Raw genomic sequence first — 17,226 nt, forward strand, 5'->3', positions numbered from 1 at the left:
CTTACTTATGGTGAGGAAACTAATTGGCGCACTGATGCCCCAGCGGCGCGCCGACCGGACAGCCGGCCATCCCGGTACGAGGCTCACCGCCGCCGCGGTCGTGGCCACGGCGAGCCCGCTGGTCGTGGCCCTGACCGCGCCGGTGCAGGCGGAGGCGGTGACTGCGGTGCCCCAGATCATCCCGGCTCCGGCGTCCATGCGGACCGTCCCCGGGAAGTCCTTCACTCTGACCCGCGCAACCAAGATCGTGGTGGCGTCGCGCTCCCGCGACGCGGCCGGCGTGGCGACGTTCCTGGCCGGGCTGGTCCGCCCGTCGACCGGGTACCGCCTGCCGGTCGTGTCCGGACCCGCCGGCTCGCCGCACGCCATCTCCCTGCGCCTGACCTCGGCGGCGGGCCTCGGAACGGAGGGATACCGGCTCGACGTCACGGGCGGCGGCGTGCAGATCCAGGCCGCCACCGCCGCCGGCCTGTTCTACGGCGTCCAGACGCTCCGGCAGCTGCTGCCCGCCAAGGTGGAGGCGCGCAGCGTACGGCCCGGCCCCTGGACCGTCCCGTCCGTGCACATCGCCGACCAGCCGCGCTTCGCCTGGCGCGGCGCGATGCTCGACGTGTCCCGGCACTTCTTCACCGTCGACGAGACGAAGCGGTACATCGACGAGGTCTCGCTGTACAAGATCAACGTCCTGCACCTGCACCTCAGCGACGACCAGGGCTGGCGCATCGCCATCAACGGCTGGCCGAGGCTGGCCACCTACGGCGGCAGCACCGAGGTCGGCGGCGGCCAGGGCGGCTACTACACGCAGGCGCAGTACAAGGACATCGTCGCCTACGCCAAGAAGCACTTCATCACCGTCGTCCCGGAGATCGACACGCCGAGTCACACGAACGCCGCGCTCGCGTCGTACGCGGACCTGAACTGCGACGGCAAGGCGCCGCCGCTCTACACCGGCACGAACGTCGGCTTCAGCTCGCTGTGCGTCGACAAGGACATCACGTACCGGTTCCTCAATGACGTGATCGGCGAACTGGCGAAGCTGACCCCCGGCTCGTACGTCCACATCGGCGGGGACGAGGCGCACAGCACACCGCTCGCCGACTACGTCAAGTTCATCGACCGCCTGCAGCCGATCGTCCACGCGCACGGCAAGAACGTGATCGGCTGGAACGAGATCGCGCAGGCGGACGTCAAGCCGGGCCCGGCCACCCTCGCCCAGAACTGGAGCATCGCCGACGGGACCAAGCCGGTCGGCAACGCGCTGGCCACCGCGGCGGTGCAGAAGGGCGTCCAACTGGTCCTGGCACCCGCCAACCACGCCTACCTGGACATGCAGTACGACAAGGACTCGCCGTACGGCCTGCACTGGGCGGGCTACGTCAGCGTCCAGAAGTCGTACCAGTGGGATCCCACCACGATCTTCACCGGCGTGACGGAGAAGAACGTGCGCGGCGTGGAGGCGCCGATCTGGAGCGAGACGCTCACCAAGATCCACGAGGTCGAGTACATGGCGTTCCCGCGGCTCCCCGGGATCGCCGAGATCGGCTGGTCGCGGCAGCAGGGCCGGTCGTGGGACGAGTACCGGACGCGACTGGCCGCGCAGGGCCCCCGCTGGACGGAGCTCGGCGTGAACTTCTACCACTCGCCGGAGATCCCCTGGGACCAGGTCGGCTGACCCCGTCGCTCTGATCGCCCCGGCCGGCCCGGCCCGCGCCGGCCGGGACGATCAGGCCGGCGTCCGCGCGGCCCGAACGGCCGCGGTCGCGACGCCGGTGCCCGCGCTCGCTGTCAGCCGCGGTAGGTCTCCAGGAGGCGCAGCCAGATCTCGCTGATGGTCGGGTAGGAGGGCACCGCGTGCCACAGCCGCGCGATCGGGACCTCGCCGGCCACCGCGATGGTCGCCGAGTGGAGCAGCTCCGCGACACCGGAGCCGACGAAGGTCACCCCCAGCAGTGTCTCCCGGTCCAGATCCACCACGGCACGGGCACGGCCGCGGTAGTCGTCGGCGTAGAGGGAGGCCCCGGCGACGCCGCCCAGGTCGTAGTCGACCGCCCGCACCCGGTGCCCCCGGCGTTCGGCCTGTTCGAGGCTGAGGCCGACGGCCGCGACCTCGGGGTCGGTGAAGACCACCTGCGGCAGCGCCCGCTCGTCGGCGGTCGCCACGCTGCGGCCCCAGGGGGCCTGGTCCAGCTCACGGCCTGCGGCGCGGTCGGCGATCACCGTGCCGAAGATCCGGCCCTGGTACTTGCCCTGGTGCGTGAGTAGCGCGCGGCCGTTGACGTCTCCGGCCGCGTAGAGCCAGCCGCCCGTGACGCCGACCGCCAGGCCGGTGTCATCGACCTCGATCGGCTTGCCCGCCTCGAGGCCGACGCTCTCCAGGCCCAGATCGGTGGTCGCCGGGACCCTGCCGGTCGCGAACAGCACCTCGTCCGCCGTCAGCGCCTCCCCGCCGCTCAGCGTCAGGACCACCGGGCCGTCGCGGCGCACCGCCGTCACCGTCGTGCCGAACCGCACCTCGACGCCGGCCGCCCGCAGGCTCTCGGCCACCAGCTCTCCCGCGAAGGGCTCGAGCTTCGGCAGCAGCCGATCACCGCGCACCAGCAGGACCACGTCACTGCCCAGCGCCCGCCAGGCCGTGGCCATCTCGACGGCCACCACGCCCCCGCCGACCACCGCCAACCGCCCCGGCACCCGCGGCGAGCTGGTGGCCTCGCGGCTGGTCCACGGGCGCGCCTCGGTCAGGCCGGGGAGCTCCGGCAGCGCCGCCCGGGTGCCCGTGCACACCGCGACGGCATGCCGCGCCGACAGCACGCGCCGCCCGCCGTCGGGCGTGTCCACGACCACCCGGCGCTCCCCGTCCAGCCGGCCGTGGCCGCGCACCAGGGTGATCCCGGCCGAGTCCAGCCAGCCGGCCTGACCGTCGTCCTTCCAGTGCGACGCGAACTCGTCACGGCGCTTCAGCACGGCCGCCGGGTCCAACGCCCCGGTCACGGCCTCACGCGCGCCCGCGACCCGACCCGCGTCGGCCAGCGCGGCCGCCGGGCGCAGCAGCGCCTTGCTGGGCATGCAGGCCCAGTACGAGCACTCCCCGCCCACCAGCTCGCTCTCCACGATCGCCACGGTCAACCCGCCCGCGTGGGCGCGCTCCGCGAGGTTCTCCCCGGTCGGGCCGGCGCCCAGCACCACGACATCGAACTCGTCCACCGCTCGTCCTTCCTGATCCACCTGCTCATGCTCGCGCTCGGGCGCGCCTCCGCGCCGCACCGGCCGAGGCCTTGAGCTTCTCACGCAAGGGTCGCGCGGTGACGCGCCCCGTCGAGCGCGGGGGTACGCGGACGAGGCGCCGACACGCCGATGATCGCGCTTACGATCTTTCGACGACGTGGTGGAAGGGGCGCGGGCGGCGCAGCGACGACGGTCACCGTGGTGCGGGCGAAGACCCGGGAGCCGATCGGGTCGTCTCGGCCCTCCGGCACCTGCGGCAGGGGACGCCGCTGGAAGAACAGGGGGATCTGGTCGGTTAACGCCCTGGTCAACCTGGGAGCCCTGCCCAAACCCCGGCTGGTGCCACCGCCCGGCTTCGACCCGGAGCGTTCGGTGCTCGAGAGCATCCTGTGGATCGGCGGCGACCCCGCCAACGACCGGGTGCGCAGGGCCCGGGAGTTCGTGTTCCGGTTTCACCTGGAGAGGGTGATCGCGGAGGAGACGCTCGGCCAGGCCCGGATGTGGCAGGAACTCGACGAGAACGGCAAGGCCGAGGCGCTGCTAAGGCGTGGTGCCGAGGCGGGGAGCGCCGCGGCCGCCTTCGAACTCGCCGATCTCCTCGCCGGTCGCGGCGAGATCGACGCCGCGCGCGACCACTACGGCCAGGCCGCCGCGCACGGTGGCGCCGACCTGGCCGCCGAAGCCCGCCGCCGCCTGCACTCCCTGCCCTGACCGGGTGGCAACGAGGACCTGTCCGGTGGATCTTGTGGACGGCGGGTTCGTCGCCCCGGTCGGCCGAGCCGACGCCCGGGACGGCTTCGGCCCGCCACCCACGGCGTACCGAATGCTCGGCGACCGCGACCCAGGACGAGGGCAAGAGCCCCCATATCGGCACCACGGGTGAGGCCGTTGCCGAGCATCCGGTACGGCCCCGCATGACCACTCCGAGGAGATGACGGGCAATCTCCACGGATCGCGCACCCGGGTCCCCAGGTCCTCTTCCACCGGTGTCTACTCAGCGGAGAATTCTCTCCGCTGAGTAGACACCGCCAGAAACGACGCCCCACCCGGCGAGCGGACCGTCACTCGCCGCTGGATGTTCCAGTGCATCCCAAGCCGACCCATCCGGGCCATCCAACCCATCCGGGGCACCCTGGCTACGGTGGGCACCCCGGGCATCACCCGGGTCGCTGAATCACTACGTCACAGACCGGCTGGACATCACGGACGCGGAGCCCGGGAGATCCGGGTTCCGCGTCCGCGGATGCCGGCGATGTCTCATCCGAAGGGAGCCGTCGGCGCGGCCCCGGACCGGCTGCGGTTCAGGGGTAGGCGACCACGTAGGCGGGGCCCTGGTAGGTCGGTGTCACCGGGTCGCCGATTCCGTTGATCACGTGGTCGATCGTCGCGGCCTTGTTGAAGGCCACAAAGGTCCGGGGCCGCGTCGATCGCTCAGTGGGAGACGTGGCCGCCGACCAGCGCCGCGACGAGCGCCGCCGCGCAGACCCCGACGATGGCCCCGGTCGTGAGCTTGAACCGCCACGGGGCACCGTACGGTCCCCTGCGGCGGCAGACCACCCAGAACACGGAGGTCACCGCCAGAACGGGCAGGCCGATGACCGGGGCGGCCTTGATGATCGCGACGTCGAGCGCGGTGACGGCGACGGCGGTCCGAGTCCAGGCCAGGCGCGTTCGTTCTGTCGCCAGGCCGGAGTCGCGGTCCGGCCGCGACGCGGGGGTCATCGGCTGCGGACCGTGGAGACGAGGACGAACAGCACGGAGGTGAGCGCGGTCACGGTGACGGCCACCGCCAGGATCGTCGGCAGCCACGATCGTGGCAGCGGCCTTCGCTGGTGCAGGGCGCGATGATTGCGCCGGAACTCGAGGTAGCCGACCGTCGCGATGACGGCGCCCAGCACCATGAGGGGGACGCCGAGCAGGTCGCGGCTCCAGGGGATCCCGGGGAAGGGCCGCAGGACCTGAACGCCGGCGAGTCCGGCGGCCACCAGGGCGAGCGCCGTCCGGCTCCAGGCCAGGAACGTCCGCTCGTTCGCGAACAGGAACCGTACGTCCGGTGCCGCGGCTTCGCCCGGATCGGTCGCGGCCGGCCGGCGATCGGAGATCTGGGGCTGACGCGGCGTGTCCATGCGCGGATGGCCTCCAGGATCGGCGTCGACGGGCGTCCGATGGTGCTTTTCACGCAGAATAATCAGAATCTAACGTTAAGTGACATCGCCGATCGGTGTGCTGAATGTGCACCGAAGGGAAGCACTCACTGTCCCTGGCATCGACCACGCAGGCCGGGACGGCTCCGGTGAACGGCGCGGGCTCACGGCGTGATCGGACCCCGGTCCGCGAAGTTGATCACTCGTACCGGGCAGGGGCAGTCCCGCGCCAGGTCCATGGCCGTGCACCGATGCAGGCGCGCCGCCCACCGGGAACGGACCCGCGCGCCGACGTACACCGCGCACGCGGTGTCGAGCAGGGCCCGCTCGCGCAGTGCCTCGGCCGGCCTGCCCTCGGTGACGACGAACTCCCACTCGAGGCTCCGCCCGCCGAGCAGGAGCGTGCAGCACAACCACGCGTCGAGTTCGAGGGCGTCGCGCCAGGACGTGTCGTACAGGTCCATCGCCGGCCAGCCGAAACACTCGCCGGGCAGCGGGCCGGGCCGTACGTGGACGGCCCGCAGCCGGACGCCGCCTTCCGCCGCGTGCGCCGCGGCCGCCCGCAGCGCCGCCCGACCCGAGTCGCCGCCGTCCACCCCCACCAGTACGGTCTCACCGCCGTCCATGTCGGACTCCGGGTGCTGAGGCCGCGGTCGGCGTGCGCCGATCGACGCGAACGGACGTCATGAGGTGCGGCGGTCGGCGCCGGCCAGCAGCGATCTCGCGTGGGAGAGCGCGGCGTCCGGATCGGAATGGATGAGATCGACCAGGGACGGCCGCGCGTCGGCCGCGTTGACGAGCAGCCGGTGGTGGTCGGGCCGCACCCCGGCGAGCAGGACCGTGACGCCGCGGGCGCGAAGGAAGGTGATCACTTCGCCGATGACGCGGGCCGCGGTGAGGTCCAGGGCCGAGACGCCGGCCATGTTGAGGATGACCACGCCGGGCCCGGTGAGGTGCGCGAAGCTCGCGAGCAGCCGGTGCGTGGTGGCGAAGAACCAGGGCCCGTCGAGGCGGTACAGACTGATCCCGCCGCCGGCCGTCCCGCCGGTCACCCCGTCGGCGATGTCCGGTCGCGGGGTGCCGGCACCGTCCGCCGTACAGGGGACGGCCTCGATGCGGCTGCCGCGCGCGAGGGTGGCGATCGTCACCAACGTCGCGATCACGACCCCGGCGGCGACCGCGGCGATGAGGTTGACCGCGACGGTCACCGTGCACGTGAACGCCACGATCAGGGTGTCGATGCGGCTGGTCCGCAGGATGGACGCCAGCGACGCCACTTTGATCATCCGGACGGCGGCGCCGAACATCAGCCCGGCGAGCGCCGTGCGTGGGATGTCGGCGACCAGGCCCCCGGCGGCGAACGCGATCACCGCGAGCACGATGGCGTGGGTGAGCGCGGCCAGCCGGGACGTGGCGCCGCACCGTACGTTGACCGCCGTCCGGGCGAGCGTGGCGGTGGCCGGCACCCCGCCGAACAGCGGCACCGCCAGGTTGGACAGGCCCTGCCCGAACAGTTCCCGGTCCGGGTCGCTGGGCCGGTCCCCGCCCATCGCGTCCACCACGGCCGCCGACAGCAACCCCTCCAACGCGGCCAGCACGGCGATGGCCAGCGCCGACGGCAGCAGGGCCGCCAGCAGGTCAGGGTGCATGAAGTCCAGTGACGGCGCGGGCAGCCCGGCGGGCACCGCGCCGATGCGGTGCAGGCCGAGCGGGAAGGCCTCGGCGATCACCGTGGCCATGACGATCGCCACGAGGGGGAACGGCACCTTGGGCAGCCACCGGTTGCCCGTCATCACGACCGCCGCCACCGCCACGGCCATCAGCAGCGGCGCCGGCCGGAGCTCGTGGACGTGGTCCGTGACCGCCCGGACGGCCTCGCGCCACACCTTGTCGTGGCGGCGGGTGACCTGGCCGAGCGCGGCCGGGACCTGCTGCAGGGCGATCACCACCGCGACTCCGACGGCGAACCCCTCCACCACCGCGGCCGGTACGCAGCGCGCGAACCGGCCCAGCCGGACCAGGGCCGCGGCGATCAGTACGACACCGGCCATCGCCCCGGCCAGCATGACACCGCCGGGACCGAAACGATGTACGACGGGGATGAGCACGACGGTCATCGCTCCGGTGGGGCCCGACACCTGCAGCGCGCCGCCACCGAAGATCGCCGCCAGCGCGCCGGCCACCACCGCGGTCGCCAGCCCGGCTCGCGCCCCCAGGCCCGAAGCGGCGCCGTACGCCAGCGCCAGCGGCAGGGCCACCACCGCGACGGACAGCCCGGCGAGCACGTCCCGCCGGGGATGGCGACGCATCGCCGCCAGGTCCGCCCGTCCGGGCAGCAACTCGCCGAGCCGGGAGAGACGACCGCCGAGACGCCGCCCGACGGCGATGCCGGTCTGCGGCGCTCCGTACGCCGGACCCTCGAACGACGACCCGGCTGGCGTGCGTCCCGGCATCTCACGCTCCTCGGCAGGTGCGGAAGTCCCGTCGCCGCCGGTTCTGGACTTTCTGACCAGCGGCAACTACCGACGGTAACGGCGTCGAGGGCAATGGGTGGCGAGGACGTCGATGGACTATCCCGGGGGACAACACGCTCGGTCCCTCCGGCCACATCCCCACCGGCGGTATCAAGGCCGGCAGGTCCGGGAACGCGGGTGGACGAACCGGTCCCGCCTGGTCCTACGGAGAGACGTTGTCCGCTGCCGGCGCGGCGAGCGGGGCGGCCGCGACGCCGTCGGCGGGCCGCCGGGCGGCCGGGGCCGCGCGGCGGCCGATGCGGCGGCCGAGGCGCTGGAACGGGACTTCGACGTACCGGTAGGTCAAGGCGCTGACCGCGATCAGGACGGCGACGAAGACGGCGAGGCGGAAGGCGTCGTCATGGTCGGGAGTGCCGCCGAACTGGTCGGACAGCATGAGCAGGACCGGGTGCAGCAGGTAGAGGGAGAAGCTGATGGCGCCCAGGCCGGTCAGCCACCGGGGGATCCGACGGCGGCGCACTGCCCAGCCCGCCGCGAACGTGACAGCGGCCAGGAGCAGCGAACCGGCCCAGTAGACCGCGAAGGCGTCCGCCTGCGCCGGTGGCATGCTGACCTGCGCGTGCCAGGCTCCGGCGAGCACCGCGCAGGCCGGCACGACGGCCGCCGAGAGCACCGCCGTACGGCGGCGGATCTGCCGGTGTTCGGCGCGGTACAGCGCGGTGCCGGTGAACATCACGGCGAGGATGATCAGGCTCTGCCAGGGGCCGATGCGGCCGTTCACGCAGACCAGAGCGAGCGCCAGGACACCACCGAGGACCCCGCCCGCCACCCGGACCGACGGCCGGGCCGAGACGGCCGCGACGATCGCGGTCACCATGACCACCGCGGTCAGCGCGACGACCGGTCCGATTCCGACCGTCCTGGACAGCGCCGCCATCGGCAGCAGCCCGCCGACCAGCACGGCGGCGGTCGCGAGCGTCACGGCGATCGGCGCGGACAGGCGGTGCGTCCTGGTGACGAACAGGGCCACCACGAGCAGGTAGAAGAGCATCTCGTACGACAGCGTCCACAGCACGTTGATCACGTTCGGCACCGCGAGGACGTCCTGGAGCATGGTCAGGTGCGCCAGGACGGCGGTCGCCGGGCGGTAGGCCTCCAGCCCGGCGCGCAGGCCGCGGACACCGAGAAGGTAGGGCAGCAGGGTGATCGCGCAGGCGGTCGTCAGCAGGGGATAGATGCGCAGCACCCGGCTGATCCAGAAGCGGCGGACCTGTCCGTGGCGTTCCAGCGAGGCGGGGATGATGTAGCCGCTGACCAGGAAGAAGACCAGGACGCCGTACAGCCCCGGGTCGAACCAGTCGACCAGCCCGGCACGCCATCGCGGGGTGTAGTAGTACGTGGCGTGGTGCAGCGCGACGACCATGGCCGCGATCCCGCGCAGCAGGTCGAGCCAGGCCAGCCGGGCGCCGGGCGAGGCGGAGCGGTCCGTGTCCACAGGCGTCAGCCGGTGGCCGCGGTGAGCCCGAACCGGCTCCGCCTGTCCCGGGGGACCAGGTCGAGATAGGCCTCCGGGTCCGCAGCGATGACCTTGCGGACGTACGGGCAGAACGGCAGGACGGCGAGTCCGCGTCGGCGGGCGTCGTCGAGCGCGGTCGTGACGAGCCGCCGGGCCAGGCCCCGGCCGGCGAACGCCGAGTCGACCTCGGTGTGAGTGAAGGCGATCGTGTCGCCGTTGAGCTTGTAGTCGGCGAACCCGACCCGTCGCCCGTCTTCGAAGATTTCGAAGCGGTTCTCGGCCGGATTGTCGCGGACGGTGGCCGTCATGAGGGTCCTCCCTGCTGCAGGTGGTCCGTATTGTGCCAGTTACCGGTGTGATGCCGGATGCTGGAGCTACGGCTGCTTCTCAGGATGACCTGCGAGAACACCCTCACGACGGAGCCTCACGGCGGAGCCGCCTCCCGAGCGCCCCCAGGCGGCGTGGGCGGCATCACCGGCGCGGTCGAGACCGTCGAGCCGCGATCGCACCCGCGTGACCGTGACCGGTGACGGCGCTCGACCGGAGCACCACGCTGTCGAGGGCCCACGCGCCGGGGCCGAACACCGCCAGCAGCAGGAAGGCCCGGCAGAACAGGATGGCGGGCTCGCCGGCGTTCTGGATCGCGAACAGCGACCGAGGCAGCCGAACAGGGCGGCGACGACGATCCGGTAGAGCGACAGCACGTACGGCCGCGCCCGGTCGAGTGCGTCCACGAGTCCCCCGATCTCTCGGCCACGACGGCGGCTTGGGGACGATCACCGGGGCGGCTCTGAGTCACCGGCCGGTCGACCGCGTCCGGTCGGCGATCACCGCTCCTGCTCGGCGATCGCCGGCCGGCACGGCGTCGCGGACCACACGCCCCGCATGGTCCCGATCAGCACGGCCGCCGCCCCGCCGGGGATCAGCGGAGTTCCGCGTCGCCCAGGGCGTCGCGCAACTGGGCCCGCGTGGTGACGCCGAGTTTCGGGAACGCCTGGTACAGGTGGAATCCGACGGTGCGGGGCGACAGGAGCAGGCGTTCGCCGATCTCCCGGTTGGTCAGCCCGGTGGCCGCGAGCCGCACGATCTGCAACTGCTGCGCGGTGAGCTGCTCCACGTTCCGCGCCCGCTTCTTCTCGGCGGGCAGGGCGACCCCGCAGGCGCGCAGTTCGGCGGTGGTGCGCGCGACCCAGGGCCGCGCACCGAGCCGTTCGAACACCGCCAGGGCCTGGGCCAGCGCCGTACGGGCCTCGCCGGTGCGGCGGCGGCGACGCAGCCACTCGGCGTACTCCAGGCGGGTCTGCGCGCGCTCGAAGGGCCACTGTTCGCACGCCGGGTCGGTCAGCGCCGCCTGGAAGTGCTCCTCGGCGTCGTCGGCCGGGGCCAGCAGCGCCCGCGCCCGGTGCACGATCAGGGTCAGCCGTGTCGACATCCCGCCCGCCAGCCGGCGTTCGACGGAGTCCACCACATTCGCGGCGTCCTTCTCCTGACGCGCGCGTACGGCCGCGGCCGCCAGGTCGCCGACACCGTAGTAGGAGGCGTGGTAGTGCAGCGGCATCGGGTCGGGATCCACCGTGAACAGCCCTCGCAGCAGCCCGTACGCCAGCGCGTGGTTGCCGTCGCCGGCCGCGATGGCGCCCCGTACGACCAGCGCCCGGGCCTGCAGCGCACGGCTCTCGGCGGGATCGATGCCGGCCACCGCCCGGTCGATCAGCTCGCGCGCCCGGCCGGTGTTCCCGCGCAGGGTCAGCAGCGCCGCCTCGACGTACATCGTGGCCCGCCCGGCCATGTCCAGGCCGTTCTCGGCGGCCACCCGGCGGGCGTCGTCGGCGGTCACCTCCGCGGCGTCCCACGCTCCGCTCTCGAACTGCGCGATCGCCAGTGCCTGGCCCAGGACGGCGTTGGCCCCTGCGGTGGTCACGCGCCGCAGGTGCTCCATGCCCTCGCTCATCAGCCGGACCGCGGTGGCGGTCTCGTCCAGCACCCAGGCGCACCCGCCCAGCACGGTCAGTTCCGTGGCGCCCGGGTCCGGCACATCGAGGGCCCGGTACAGCGACCGCAGGTGGCCCTCCCGGTCCCCGAAGGGGTCACAGGCCGCCCGCGGCCACGCCTGCTTGAAAGGCTCCCCGACGTCCGCCGGTATCCGGGCCAGCAACTCCAGTGCCTCGCGGCGATAGCCCTCGTCGCCCATGTTGTAGATGACGATTGCTCCGTGGCGGACCGCGTCCAGGGCCACGACCGGCGCGGTGTCCACGGTCGACGCGGCGAGCGGCAGCAGGCGGGACAGCGCGGCCTTCTGGCGGGTGGTGGCCGCCAGCGCCCAACCGGTCCACAGCGCCGCCTCGGTCAGCAGGTCCGGGTCGTCGGTGGCGGCGACGACTCCGGCGGTGAGCCGCTCCACCCACAGTGGCCGGCCCGCGTGCATCGCCAGGTTGCAGGCGTCCAGCAGGCGCCGCGCCTGCCGGTGGGGGTCGGGGCTGAGCCGTGCGGCGCGTTCGAGTGCCGCCGCGGCGACGCGGTAGCCGCCGCGCCTGCGCGCCCGGTCCGCGGTCGCCTCCAGCGCGGCGGCGATCGTCTCGTCCGGGGCGAGGGTCGCGGCCGCGAGGTGCCAGGCGCGGCGGTCGGGGTTGCCCGCGAGCGCGTCCGCCAGGGCGAGGTGAACCTCCCGGCGGGCCGCGAAGGGCGCGGCCTGGTACACCGCGGAGCGCATCAGCGGATGCCGGAAGGCGACGTGGCCGCTGTCCAGGGTGACCAGGCCGGTCTTCTCCGCGAGCAGCCACGCCTCGAGCCCGCCGTCCGGGCCGACGGCCGATGACGCGAGCAGCGCGGCGGGCAGGTCCGGGTCGTCCGCGGCTGCGGCGAACAGCAGCGCGCGCCGGGTCTCCTCCGGCAGTCCCGCCAGGCGGTCGGCGAAGATGCGCTCCAGCCGCGCGGTGAGCGGGAGCCTCTCGACGGCGTCGTCCGTGAGGGAGGCCGGTGAGTCGGCCGTCGCTCTGGCCAGCTCGACCAGGGCCAGGGGGTTGCCGGCCGCCTGCCGCAGGATCTGCCCCCGCAGCGGCCCCGCCGGGGGGACCGGCTGGACGTCCAGCAGCCGGCCGGCGGCCGCCGCGGCGAGCGGCGGTACGACCAGCCGGGGGAACTCGGGCCCGAACTGCTCGGGCACGGACTCGCCGCGCGTGGCCGCCAGGACGGAGACCGGTTCGTCGGCCAGCCGCCGTGCGACGAAGGCCAGCACGTCCAGCGAGCAGGCGTCGAGCCACTGCGCGTCGTCGACGATGATCAAGAGCGGCTGCCGGTACGCCGTGTCGGACAGCAGCGTCAGCACGGCGAGGTTGATCAGCAGCCGCTCGGGTTCCCCCGCCGTTCCGGCGGAACCGGACTCGTCCAGGCCGAACGCCCCCAGCAGGGCGTCGCGCTGGGGGCCGGGCAGCTCCCGGACGTCGGCCGCCATCGGGGCCAGCAACTGGTGCAGCCCGGCGAAGACGAGTCCGGTCTCGCCCTCGTGGCCCTGACAGCGCAGGACTCGCAGGCCCCGGTGCCCGGCTTCGCGGGCGGCGGCGTCCAGCAGGGTGCTCTTGCCGGAGCCGGGCTCGCCGACGACCAGCAGCAGGGGGGAGCGGTCCGCGCCCGTGGTGTCCAGCAGCCGCCGGATGCGGGTGAGCTCCGGTTCTCGCCCGATCACCTGGCTCTCGGGCAGGTCCGCATCGCCCCCGCGACCCATCGCCGCTCCTCCGCCCGTTCCGCCGGTCAACCGCATGATTGCGGCCTTCAAGACTAAAAGACCGTTTCATCTGGTCGAGCGGGTGCTCGGCGGGGGGCCGCCTTCCAGGGGGAAGGACGGACGGCGTTCCGGGCGGTCCGGGGGACCGCCCGGAACGCGCGACCGGTTCAGCCGCGGATGAAGTCCAGCAGGTCCTTCTCGAACGCGGTCCGGAACGTGCCGTAGAGGCCGTGCGGCGCGCCGGGGTAGACCTTGAGCGTGGCGTCCTTGACCAGTTCGGCGGTCTTGAGGGCGGCGGCCTGGATCGGGACGATCTGGTCGTCGTCGCCGTGGGCGATCAGGACGGGGATGTCGATGCCCTTGAGGTCCTCGGTGAAGTCGGTCTCGGAGAACTGCTTGACGCAGTCGTAGGCGGCCTTGACGCCGACCTGCATGCTCCAGAGCCAGAAGGCGCGGCGGGCGCCCTCGGATACGGCCGCGTCCGGGCGGTTGAAGCCGTAGAAGCTCTCGCTGAGGTCCCAGTAGAACTGGGAGCGGTCGGCGTCCACGCCGGCGCGGATGGCGTCGAACGCCTCGAGGGGCGTGCCCTCGGGGTTGTCCGCGCTCCGCAGCATCACCGGCGGCACGGCGCCGAGCAGGACGGCCTTGGCGACGCGGGCGCTGCCGTGGCGGCCCAGGTAGCGGGTGACCTCGCCGCCGCCGGTGGAGTGGCCGACCAGGATCGCGTCGCGCAGGTCGAGGTGCTCGATGAGGGCGGCCAGGTCGTCGGCGTAGGTGTCCATGTCGTTGCCGGACCAGGACTGGTCGGACCGGCCGTGCCCGCGGCGGTCGTGGGCGATGGCGCGGTAGCCGTTCTCGGCCAGCAGGCGCAGCTGCTCGTCCCAGGCGTCGGCGTTCAGCGGCCAGCCGTGGCTGAAGACGACGGGCTGTCCGCTGCCCCAGTCCTTGTAGAAGATGCGCGTGCCATCGGCGGTCGTGATGGTGGGCATGGGTGTCCTTTCAGGGGAAGGTCGGGTCGGCGGACGGCCGAGAGACCACCGCCGTCCCAATGTCCCGCGGCGGCGCGGCACGCACATAAGTCGAATGACTTGCGACTTCGTCCGGCCCGGGCACCCGAGGAGGCGGCGGCGGGGTGGCGCATGGGGCCGTGACTTTGTGGCAGGACACCTGTGGTGAGCGGCTAGCGTGGCGGCGCATGGGGCCGTGACCCTGTGGCAGGGCACCCGTGGGGAGCGGCTAGCGTGGCGGGAGCTGCCGGAACTTGCCTGTTATACCGTCCATAAGGGACGGTTGTCGTCAGACAAGCTTTTTTCAACCGGAAAGGTGGTGGGGGCTCACGCGTCCGTGGGCCCCGACGCGTGGATGTCTCCAGCACTGCTTCCGCGGATCGGCCCGGCCCCGGGCTGGTGACCGGCACCCCGGGGAGCGTGGCCCCGTACCCCCTCGTGACGGCCGATGCCGACGGCCGGGTGGTCGAGCTCAATGAGGCCGCCGTCCGGCTGTTCCCGCGAGCGGCGCCGGGCGCGAAGCTCGCCGCGACGACGGCCGGGTGGCTGGCGGAGGCGCACCGCACTCTGGGAGAAGACGGGACCGGGCCCGTACGGGGCGAGGTGGGGGAGCTCGGTCTCGCGGCGTACCCGACCCGCGCGCCGGACGGGAACGTGGTCTGGTGGCTGGCCGACGACACCGGGCGGCGGCGCGCCGAGACGGCGCTGGAGAAGGAGCGGAAGCGCACGGCGCTCCTGGCGGAGGCGTCCAACGCCCTGCTGTCGACCCTGAACCTCGAGCGATGCATGGAGGTCGCGGTACGGCTGGCGGCCGAGCACCTGGCCGACGCCGCGGTCCTCGTCGCGCCCGCGGTCGGAAAACGGCTGCCGGTGGCGTACGCGATGCGCGGTGGCGCGGTCCACCGCCGCACGGTGCAGGTGGACCCCGTCGAGGTGCCCGGGTTGAGCGAGGCGCTGCAGGGCTTCCCGCCGATCCCCTCTCGCTGGATCGACCCGCGCGACCTGTCGCCGTGGGTGATTCCGGAGGGCTTCGACGGGCCGGTCGGCGCGGTGGCGATCACACCGCTGCCCGGACACGGCATCCCGGCCGGCGCGTTCGTCCTGCTGCGGCGCAACGACCGGTCGGCGTTCAGCGACGACGAGGAGCACTTCGCCCGGCTGTTCGCCGCGCGGGCGGGCGCGGCGCTGTCGGCGGCCCGCGTGTACGCCGAGCAGACGGGGATCACCGAGATCCTCATGCGCGAGCTGCTGCCGCCGCGGTTGCACCACGTGCACGGTGTGGACTTCGCCGGCGGGTACCGCGCGTCGGTGCGCAGTGAGCTCGTCGGCGGTGACTTCTACGACGTCCACCCCGGCGCGGACGAGGGCGAGGAGTCTCTCGTCGTCCTGGGCGACGTGTGCGGCAAGGGACTGGAGGCGGCGGTCACCACCGGCCGAATCCGTACCACGCTGCAGGCGCTGCTGCCCATGGCCGATGACCACCTGCGGATGCTGTCCCTGCTCAACGGCGCGTTGCTGAACACGGGATCGAGCCGGTTCGCCACTCTCGTGCTCGCGTCGGCGGTGCGCGCCGGGGATCGGGTGCGGCTGCGGCTGACCGCCGCCGGGCATCCGCCGCCGTTGATCGTCCGTTCTGGCGGTGCGGTCGAGGAGGCCGCCACCCGGGGCTGCCTGATCGGGGCGTTCCCCGACATCTTCGCGTCCACCGCCGAGGTGGAGTTGGCGCCGGGTGAGACGTGCGTGCTCTACACCGACGGCATCACCGAGGCCCGCGGCGGGCCGCTCGGCGACGCCATGTTCGGTGATGAGCGGTTGAAGGACGCCCTGTCCGAATGCGGGGGAATGCCGGCCGGAGCGGTGGTGGAGCGCGTGCAGATGCTCGCGGCGCAGTGGACCGGGAGCCGCGACCACGACGACATGGCCGTCGTGGCGATCACCGCCCCGCACACCGGGGGACCGGAGCCGGCGGAGCGACGCTCACGACACGAGGAGACCCGGCGATGACCGTCACGGACCGCATGGACACCGAGGCCGTCTCCGCCCGCCTGTGGGACGCCGTGCGGGAGGGCGACGAGTACACCGCCGTCGACGTCGTGCTGTCGGCGGTGGACGCCGGGCTGGACGCGGAGTCGGCGCTGCTCGATGTGATCGCGCCGGTGCAGGCGAGGGTCGGCGTGGAGTGGGCCGCGAACCGGATCAGCGTGGCCCGGGAGCACACCGCGACGGCCATCAACGACCGTGTCGTCGCCGCCCTGGCCCACCACGCGTCCGCGCCCCGGCGGCCGCGGCGGGGCCGGGTCGCGGTGGCGTGCGTCGACGGCGAGTGGCACGCGCTGCCCGCCCGCCTGCTGGCCGAGACCCTGCGACTGCGGGGCTGGCACGTCGACTTCCTCGGCGCGCAGGTACCCGTCCCGCACCTGATCGAACACCTGCACCGTACGGGACCCGACGCGCTGGCGTTGTCCTCCTCCATCCCCACGCGTCTGCCCACCGCGCACGCCACGATCACCGCCTGCCAGGCCGCCGGTGTCCCGGTCATGGTCGGCGGCGCGGCCTTCGGACCCGACGGCCGCCATGCCGACCGGCTGGGCGCCGACGCCTGGGCGCCCGACGCCCGGACCGCGGCCGGCCGTCTCGAGGAGATCCTCGTCCGGCCGTACGTCCCGCCGCCCGTGCACGAGCCGGTGGACGACCTGCCGCACCTGGTCGACCAGGAGTACACCCTGGTCACCCGCAGCGCGCCCCGCCTCGTCGCGGCGATCCTGGCCGCACTGGAGGAACGCTTCCCGGCCATGGCGAACTACAGCGAACGGCAGCGCCAGCACACCGCCGAGGACATCGCCCACATCACCGAATTCCTCGGTGTGGCGCTCTACCTGGACGACTCCGCGCTGTTCACCCGCTTCATCTCCTGGACCGGCGACATCCTCGCCGCACGCGGCGTCCCCGCGCATTCGGTCGCCCTGGGCCTGGACCTGCTGGCCGAGCAGCTCAAGGACTTCCCGCGCGCCGTTCGCCTGCTCCGCGAGGGCCGCGCCGCCGTCCCCACTCCCCGCTGACGAGGCGCGGGACGCAGGAATCCCACGGAATCGAACACGGTGATTCGGTCGATTCCCACAAAGTCGCTAGCTTATTGACGGAA

13 protein-coding genes are annotated in these 17,226 nt (G+C 73.2%); 4 read left to right on the plus strand and 9 right to left on the minus strand.

Going from position 1 to position 17,226, the window contains the following annotated elements; genetic code table 11:
* Window positions 1–10: 10 nt before the first annotated feature.
* The gene (locus AB0L00_RS20850) at window positions 11–1,672 is read left to right on the plus strand and encodes a beta-N-acetylhexosaminidase (protein WP_364436453.1); all 1,662 of its coding nucleotides are present in this window, start codon (window positions 11–13) and stop codon (window positions 1,670–1,672) included.
* 113 nt (window positions 1,673–1,785) lie between these two features.
* Here the strand turns inward: AB0L00_RS20850 and AB0L00_RS20855 are convergent, their stop codons facing one another.
* Window positions 1,786–3,201, minus strand: coding sequence for an NAD(P)/FAD-dependent oxidoreductase (locus tag AB0L00_RS20855; protein ID WP_364436456.1), 1,416 nt, complete (start codon window positions 3,199–3,201; stop codon window positions 1,786–1,788).
* Between the two features lie 222 nt (window positions 3,202–3,423).
* On the opposite strand from AB0L00_RS20855, the gene AB0L00_RS20860 reads away from it, so the two are divergent.
* Window positions 3,424–3,933, plus strand: a complete 510-nt coding sequence (locus AB0L00_RS20860) for a hypothetical protein (RefSeq protein WP_364436459.1) — start codon at window positions 3,424–3,426, stop codon at window positions 3,931–3,933.
* Window positions 3,934–4,653: 720 nt separating this feature from the next.
* Here the strand turns inward: AB0L00_RS20860 and AB0L00_RS20865 are convergent.
* The 8 genes from AB0L00_RS20865 to AB0L00_RS20900 form a co-directional block, all read right to left on the minus strand.
* The gene (locus tag AB0L00_RS20865) at window positions 4,654–4,944 is read right to left on the minus strand and encodes a DUF202 domain-containing protein (protein ID WP_364436462.1); all 291 of its coding nucleotides are present in this window, start codon (window positions 4,942–4,944) and stop codon (window positions 4,654–4,656) included.
* A complete protein-coding gene (locus tag AB0L00_RS20870; RefSeq protein ID WP_364436464.1) occupies window positions 4,941–5,348 on the minus strand; it encodes a DUF202 domain-containing protein in 408 nt (135 codons plus the stop codon). Before AB0L00_RS20870 ends, AB0L00_RS20865 begins: the two co-directional genes overlap by 4 nt.
* A 182-nt stretch (window positions 5,349–5,530) precedes the next feature.
* Window positions 5,531–5,992, minus strand: coding sequence for a universal stress protein (locus AB0L00_RS20875; protein ID WP_364436467.1), 462 nt, complete (start codon window positions 5,990–5,992; stop codon window positions 5,531–5,533).
* Between the two features lie 57 nt (window positions 5,993–6,049).
* On the minus strand, window positions 6,050–7,819 hold the full coding sequence (locus AB0L00_RS20880) for a SulP family inorganic anion transporter (RefSeq protein WP_364436470.1): 1,770 nt from the start codon (window positions 7,817–7,819) through the stop codon (window positions 6,050–6,052).
* Window positions 7,820–8,042: 223 nt separating this feature from the next.
* Complete coding sequence (locus AB0L00_RS20885) at window positions 8,043–9,335, minus strand: acyltransferase (RefSeq protein ID WP_364436473.1); 1,293 nt, start codon at window positions 9,333–9,335, stop codon at window positions 8,043–8,045.
* A gap of 5 nt (window positions 9,336–9,340) precedes the next feature.
* A complete protein-coding gene (locus AB0L00_RS20890; RefSeq protein ID WP_364436476.1) occupies window positions 9,341–9,664 on the minus strand; it encodes a GNAT family N-acetyltransferase in 324 nt (107 codons plus the stop codon).
* A 614-nt stretch (window positions 9,665–10,278) separates the two neighbouring features.
* Window positions 10,279–13,077 carry an AAA family ATPase gene (locus AB0L00_RS20895; protein ID WP_364436479.1) on the minus strand — a complete coding sequence of 933 codons (2,799 nt, stop codon included), beginning with the start codon at window positions 13,075–13,077 and terminating at the stop codon, window positions 10,279–10,281.
* A gap of 167 nt (window positions 13,078–13,244) precedes the next feature.
* On the minus strand, window positions 13,245–14,066 hold the full coding sequence (locus AB0L00_RS20900; protein ID WP_364436482.1) for an alpha/beta hydrolase: 822 nt from the start codon (window positions 14,064–14,066) through the stop codon (window positions 13,245–13,247).
* A gap of 438 nt (window positions 14,067–14,504) precedes the next feature.
* Here AB0L00_RS20900 and AB0L00_RS20905 point away from each other — a divergent pair, with 438 nt between their 5' ends.
* Together AB0L00_RS20905 and AB0L00_RS20910 are read left to right on the plus strand one after the other, a co-directional pair.
* Window positions 14,505–16,088 carry a PP2C family protein-serine/threonine phosphatase gene (locus tag AB0L00_RS20905; protein ID WP_364436485.1) on the plus strand — a complete coding sequence of 528 codons (1,584 nt, stop codon included), beginning with the start codon at window positions 14,505–14,507 and terminating at the stop codon, window positions 16,086–16,088.
* The gene (locus AB0L00_RS20910) at window positions 16,085–17,143 is read left to right on the plus strand and encodes a cobalamin-dependent protein (protein WP_364436488.1); all 1,059 of its coding nucleotides are present in this window, start codon (window positions 16,085–16,087) and stop codon (window positions 17,141–17,143) included. Before AB0L00_RS20905 ends, AB0L00_RS20910 begins: the two co-directional genes overlap by 4 nt.
* The last annotated feature ends 83 nt before the right edge of the window (window positions 17,144–17,226 follow it).

The sequence above is a fragment of the Actinoallomurus sp. NPDC052308 genome, from assembly GCF_040679195.1.
Lineage (GTDB): Bacteria > Actinomycetota > Actinomycetes > Streptosporangiales > Streptosporangiaceae > Actinoallomurus > Actinoallomurus liliacearum.